This is a genomic window from Kitasatospora sp. NPDC057904 (assembly GCF_042887925.1).
Classification (GTDB): domain Bacteria; phylum Actinomycetota; class Actinomycetes; order Streptomycetales; family Streptomycetaceae; genus Kitasatospora.
Window position 1 is genome coordinate 1 of sequence record NZ_JBHVOL010000057.1, and the last position, 5,813, is coordinate 5,813.

Sequence of the window (5,813 nt, forward strand, 5' to 3'; positions counted from 1 at the left end):
ACTCTGTGGGTGGGGTGTTCTCGCCGTTGGCAGTCTGAAAATCACCCGTCACGCCCCTCTCCGCGGCCACCCCCTCCGCCACCCCCTCCCGCAGCCCGACCCTCTCGCTGGGGAGGGATGAGGGGTGGGGGTGGGTGAGGGGGTGCGTTGGTGCGGCGGGGAGGGGGTGGCTGAGGACGGGATGGGGGGTGGTTGAGGGGATGCGTTGGTGGGGGGTGGGGGCGTGCGGGTTTCGGGGTATGGGCACCGCATGGGTTTTGTTGAGACGTGGGTGCCGGTGACCGGGGCCGGGCGGGACGGGGTTCGGGGGATCCTCGCTTCGCCCGGTGATGCCGTGGTCGCTCTGGACTTCGACGGGACGCTCGCGCCGATCGTCGCGGATCCCTCGCGGGCTCGGGCGCATCCGGGGGTGGCGGGGGCGCTCCGCAGCGTGACTCCGTTCGTTCGCTCGGTGGTCGTCATCACCGGGCGGCCGGCTGCCCTCGCGGTCGAGTACGGGGGGTTGGCCGGGCTTCCCGGGGTCGTGGTGCTCGGGCACTACGGCGCCGAGCGCTGGGAGGCCGGTGAGCTCTCGGCGCCCGACGTGCATCCGGGGGTGGCCGCCGCGCGGGGGGCCCTGCCCGGGGTGCTGGCCGCCGTGGGGGCGCCCGAGGGGACGTGGGTCGAGGACAAGGGGCGCTCGCTGGCCGTGCACACGCGGCGTACGGAGGTGCCGGAGGAGGCGCTGGAGCTGCTGCGGGGGCCGGTCGCCGATCTGGCGGCGGAGCACGGGCTGGTGGTGGAGCCCGGGCGGCTGGTTCTGGAAATCCGGCCTCCCGGGGTGGACAAGGGGGCCGCACTGATGGGCTTCCTGCGGGAGGTCGGGGCTCGGGCCGTGCTCTACGCGGGGGACGACCTGGGGGACGTCGCGGCTTTCGCCGCCGTCGAGAAGCTGCGCGGGGAGGGTCTCGCGGGTCTTCTGGTGTGCAGCGGCGCGGTGGGGGACGCGCCGGTGCGGGAGCTCGCCGACCGGGCTGACCTGGTGGTGCCCGGGCCGGCGGGCGTGGTGGAGCTGCTGGCGGATCTGGGCGAGGCGATCAGAGCGCGTTGAGCTGGTCCAGGAACCACTGCTGCGGCGGGAGCGCGGTGGCCGCCGCGGCCAGGCGCTTGGTGCGGTCGGCGCGCTCCTCGTCGGGCATGGTGAGGCCCGCGTGGAGGGCGTCGGCCGTCTCGATGACGTCGTACGGGTTCACGGAGATCGCGTCGTCGGCCAGTTCGCTGTGGGCGCCGGCCTCGCGGGACAGGACGAGCGCGCAGCCGTGGTCGGAGACCACCGGGACTTCCTTGGCCACCAGGTTCATGCCGTCCCGGATGGGGTTCACCAGGGCGACGTCGGCCAGCCGGTAGGCGGCGAGGGAGCGCGGGAAGTCGTCGTTGACGTGCAGGATCAGTGGTTGCCAGGTGGGGGTGGCGAATTCGGTGTTGATCGCTTCGGCGAGTTGCTCCACCCGGGCCGTGTAGTCGCGGTACTCGGCGAGGTCCGTGCGGGACGGGTAGGCGAAGGCGATGTGCACGACGCGGTCGTGCCACTCCGGGCGCGTGCGCAGGAGGTGGCGGTAGGCGAGCAGGCCCCGGACGATGTTCTTGCTGAGTTCGGTGCGGTCGACCCGGACGATCGTGCGCCGGTCGCCGACGGCCTCGCGCAGGGCGGCGAGGCGCTCGTCGACGTCCGGGCGGTGGGCGCGCTCGCGCAGGAAGTCGGCGTCGGCGCCCAGGGCGTGCACGCCGAGGCGGGTCGTGCGGCCGTCGTGGGTGATGGTGAGGGCGTCGTGGTCGACGGTCGCGTGCAGGATCTCCTCGCAGCACGCGGCGAAGGCCCTCGCCCAGCGTTCGGTGAGGAAGCCGGCCCGGTCGGCGCCGAGGATGCCGGTGAGGACGGCCCTGGCCACGTCGTCCGGGAGGAGCCGGAAGTACTCGGGCGGGGCCCACGGGGTGTGGGAGAAGTGGCCGATGCGAAGGTCGGGGCGGGCCGCGCGGAGCAGGGCCGGGGTGAGGGACAGGTGGTAGTCCTGGACCAGGACGGCGGCGTTCGGGGCGGCCTCGGCCGCGAGGGCGTCCGAGAAGGCCCGGTTGTACGTCTCGTAGGCGGCCCACTCGGTGCGGAAGCCCGCGTCGAAGGCGGGGGCGGTGGGCGTGGCGTAGAGCAGGTGGCTGACGAACCAGAGGGTCGAGTTGGCGACGCCGTTGTAGGCGCGGGCGAAGGTCTCCGGGTCGATGTCCAGCATCCGGACGGCCTGTCCGCCGACGTCGTGGCCGGCCAGGTCGAGGCGGCCGTGGGGGGCTTCGCGGGCGGCCCGGCGGTCCGCGTCGCCCAGGGCGGCGCACACCCAGACGGCGTTCGGGTCGTCGATCGCGGAGAGGCCGGAGACCAGGCCTCCGCCACCGCGTTTGAGGGTCAGCGTGCCGTCGTCCGCGGTGCTGAAGGAGACCGGTCCGCGGTTGGACGCCACCAGCACGGTCGCGCTCGAACGTTTGGTCGATGAATCGGCCATGAGTCCTCTTCTGGGTCTACCCGTTCACCCTTCGGGGTGGAATCCGAGCGTACGGCGGAGCGGAGCGCAGCGCGGCCGTACCGTCGAAGACCTGCGACATGCAGCGGTCAGGGCTTGGCCGCCATGAGGCTCCGCAGGGGTCGAGTGGGAAGCCTCCTCGTCGAGAGGGGGAGGAGTCACGGTTGGTACGTTGCCGGTCGGCAGACGTCGCAAACCAATCGCCGGACAACCGGCGAGATCGCAGCGGCCGCACTGTTCGGGTCTGTCACCCGTCGGTGCGGCGCTTCGCGTACTCGGGGACGGTGTGCATCGGGGGGCGTTCCGTGGCCGTCACGGGGTGCGTGTGGGCGGTGAACGCGCGGGTCTCCGGGTCGCGGGTGAACTGGGTGAGCAGCGGGTGGACGAGGTCGGCCGACGCCTTGAGGCGGTGGGCGCGGTCGAGGCGTTCCAGCGCGGTCCGGTAGATGGTGGCGGCCATCCGGCCGAGGGCCTGGCCGTCCTGGTGGCGGTGGTGGCGGACGCCGACGTCGACCTGGGCCAGGGCGTCGAGGCCGACGAGCTCCAACGCGTCGACCAGGAGGCCGAGTTCGACGCCGTAGCCGGTGGGGAAGGGCAGCCGTTCGAGCAGTACGCGGCGGGCCGCGTACTCGCCGCCGAGCGGCTGGACGAAACCGGCGAGTTCCGGCCAGTGCAGGTTGAGGAGGGGGCGGGCGACCAGTTCGGTCACCCGGCCACCGCCGGCCGGGAAGACCGCGTCGGGGTCCCCGGCGGAGCCGCTGACTTCGAGCGGGCGGTCGTACATGGCCTTGACCAGCTGGATGTCCGGCTCGGTGAGCAGCGGGCCGACGGTGCCGGAGACGAAGGCGGGGTCGAACTCGCGCAGGTCGGCGTCGACGAAGCAGACGATGTCGCCGCGGGTGACCAGCAGCGAGCGCCACAGCACCTCGCCCTTGCCGGGCACGGCGGGCAGCCGGGGCAGGATCCCGTCGCGCGGCACGACCCGGGCGCCGGCCGCGGCGGCCACGGCGGCGGTGTCGTCGGCGGAGCCGGAGTCGACGACGACGAGCTCGTCGACGAGGGGGAGGCGCTCCATCAGCTCGCGCCGGATCGTGCGGACGATGTCGCCGACGGTGGCCGCCTCGTCGAGGGCGGGCAGGACGACGCTGACGGTGTGGCCGGTGCGGCGCTTGGCCGCCAGGAGGGTGTCGACCGGCCGGTCGGCCGCACTCCACGAGCGGCGGCCCAGCCAGGAGGCCGCCTGCGGGAGGAGTGCGGGGGTCGGTTCGGCGGGCACGGGACTCTCCTCGGCGGATCGGGGTGGAACGGGCCATCTCGCGTGGCGGACGGTCCCTTTCGGGCTCGGCGCCTTCGGATACAGTCTTCGTACAGCGGTCGGACCTTCGCACGCCGGGGTCACCGCTGACGACAACTTCACATGCTCATCCAGAGGGACTGAGGGAACGGCCCGTTGACGTCCCGGCAACCTTCTCGCGCGGCTTTCACCAGGCCCCGGCGGGACAGGTGCCAATTCCGGCCCGTGGTGCGCCCGCACCACGGGGAAGATGAGGAGAGAGGCCTCCGCCATCATGGCTATCGACACAGTCGCACCCGCATCCGTGGATCTCGGCCCCGCCACCGCCCTGTCCTGTCGGGAGTGCGGCACCCGCTTCCCGCTCGGTCCGAGCTTCGCCTGTGTGGAGTGCTTCGGGCCGCTGGAGATCGCGTACGAGTTCGGGAGCGAGGCCGCCGAGGAGCTGCGCAAGCGCATCGAGGCCGGGCCCGCGTCGATCTGGCGCTACGCGCCGCTGCTGCCGGTGCCCGCGGACGTCGCTTCGAAGCCGAACCTGAATCCCGGCTGGACCCCGCTGGTCAAGGCGGACAACCTCGGTCGCGAGCTCGGGTTCACCGCGAACCTGTACGTGAAGGACGACTCGGGGAACCCGACGCACTCGTTCAAGGACCGCGTGGTGGCCTGCGCGATCGAGGCCGCGCGCGCCTTCGGCTACACCACGCTCTCCTGCTCGTCGACCGGCAACCTGGCCGGTGCGGTGGGTGCGGCGGCGGCCCGGGCCGGGTTCCGCTCGTGCGTGTTCATCCCGCACGACCTGGAGCAGGGCAAGGTCGTCATGGCCGGTGTGTACGGCGGCGAGCTGGTCGGCATCGAGGGCAACTACGACGACGTGAACCGCTTCTGCTCGGAGCTGATCGGCGACCCGGCCGGCGAGGGCTGGGGCTTCGTCAACGTCAACCTCCGCCCGTACTACGGCGAGGGCTCCAAGACGCTCGCGTACGAGATCTGCGAGCAGCTCGGCTGGCGGCTGCCGGAGCAGATCGTCATCCCGATCGCCTCGGGCTCGCAGCTCACGAAGATCGACAAGGGCCTGCAGGAGCTGATCAAGCTCGGGCTGGTCGAGGACCGGCCGTACCGGATCTTCGGCGCCCAGGCCGAGGGCTGCTCGCCGGTCTCCGCGGCGTTCAAGGCCGGCCGGGACGTGATCAAGCCGGTGAAGCCGGACACCATCGCCAAGTCGCTGGCGATCGGCAACCCGGCGGACGGCCCGTACGTGCTGGACATCGCGCGGCGCACCGGCGGAGCGGTCGAGGACGTCACCGACGCCGAGGTGGTGGCCGCCATCCGGCTGCTGGCCCGCACCGAGGGCATCTTCGCCGAGACCGCGGGCGGGGTGACCGTCGGCGTGCTCAAGAAGCTGGTCGAGACCGGGCAGCTGGATCCGGCCAAGGAGACCGTCGCGATCAACACCGGTGACGGCCTCAAGACCCTGGACGCCGTCGCCGATGCCGGGATGACCGCGGTCATCCGCCCGACGCTGGAGTCCTTCCGCACCGCCGGCCTCGCGTCCGCCTGATTCCCCCACGAGGAGAGCCACCCATGAGCGCCACCGTCCGCATCCCCACCATCCTGCGCACCTACACCGGCGGGTCCGCCGAGGTCACCGCCGACGGCGGGACCCTGGGCGACGTCATCGCCGACCTGGAGAAGAACCACGCGGGCATCTCCGCGCGCATCCTGGACGACACCGGCAAGCTGCGCCGTTTCGTGAACGTGTACGTGAACGACGACGACGTGCGATTCGCCGAGGGACTGGCGACCGAGATCAAGGACGGTGCCAGCGTCTCGATCATTCCGGCGGTGGCCGGCGGCTGCTGAGCCGCGCCCCGCTCCGACCGGCCGCCCGCGCGCACGGAATTCCGCATTCCGTGCGCGCGGGGGGGCGCGGGCCATTGGGCGGGCATAATTACCCGGCGAGTGGGGCGAGAGGG

General features: G+C 72.6%; 5 protein-coding genes and 1 riboswitch. Of the genes, 3 read left to right on the forward strand and 2 right to left on the reverse strand.

Annotation, left to right across the window (positions count from 1 at the left end; all coding sequences use genetic code 11):
• Positions 1-250: 250 nt before the first annotated feature.
• Positions 251-1,090: a trehalose-phosphatase gene (gene otsB, locus ACFVSN_RS44915; protein ID WP_380509621.1), complete on the forward strand. Its 840-nt coding sequence runs from the start codon at positions 251-253 to the stop codon at positions 1,088-1,090.
• Here the strand turns inward: otsB and ACFVSN_RS44920 are convergent.
• Both ACFVSN_RS44920 and ACFVSN_RS44925 read right to left on the reverse strand, forming a co-directional pair.
• The gene (locus tag ACFVSN_RS44920; protein WP_380435458.1) at positions 1,077-2,531 is read right to left on the reverse strand and encodes a trehalose-6-phosphate synthase; all 1,455 of its coding nucleotides are present in this window, start codon (positions 2,529-2,531) and stop codon (positions 1,077-1,079) included. The two genes, otsB and ACFVSN_RS44920, sit on opposite strands and share 14 nt — an antisense overlap.
• Before the next feature lie 265 nt (positions 2,532-2,796).
• A complete protein-coding gene (locus tag ACFVSN_RS44925) occupies positions 2,797-3,825 on the reverse strand; it encodes a glucosyl-3-phosphoglycerate synthase (RefSeq protein ID WP_387959285.1) in 1,029 nt (342 codons plus the stop codon).
• Positions 3,826-3,967: 142 nt separating this feature from the next.
• Positions 3,968-4,100: riboswitch (SAM riboswitch) on the forward strand.
• 17 nt (positions 4,101-4,117) lie between these two features.
• Between ACFVSN_RS44925 and thrC the strand changes: the two genes are divergently transcribed.
• Entirely contained in the window at positions 4,118-5,398 is a 1,281-nt protein-coding gene (thrC, locus tag ACFVSN_RS44930; protein ID WP_380435462.1) for a threonine synthase, read from the forward strand.
• Between the two features lie 23 nt (positions 5,399-5,421).
• Positions 5,422-5,700 carry a ubiquitin-like small modifier protein 1 gene (locus ACFVSN_RS44935; RefSeq protein WP_380435464.1) on the forward strand — a complete coding sequence of 93 codons (279 nt, stop codon included), beginning with the start codon at positions 5,422-5,424 and terminating at the stop codon, positions 5,698-5,700.
• Positions 5,701-5,813 lie beyond the last annotated feature (113 nt).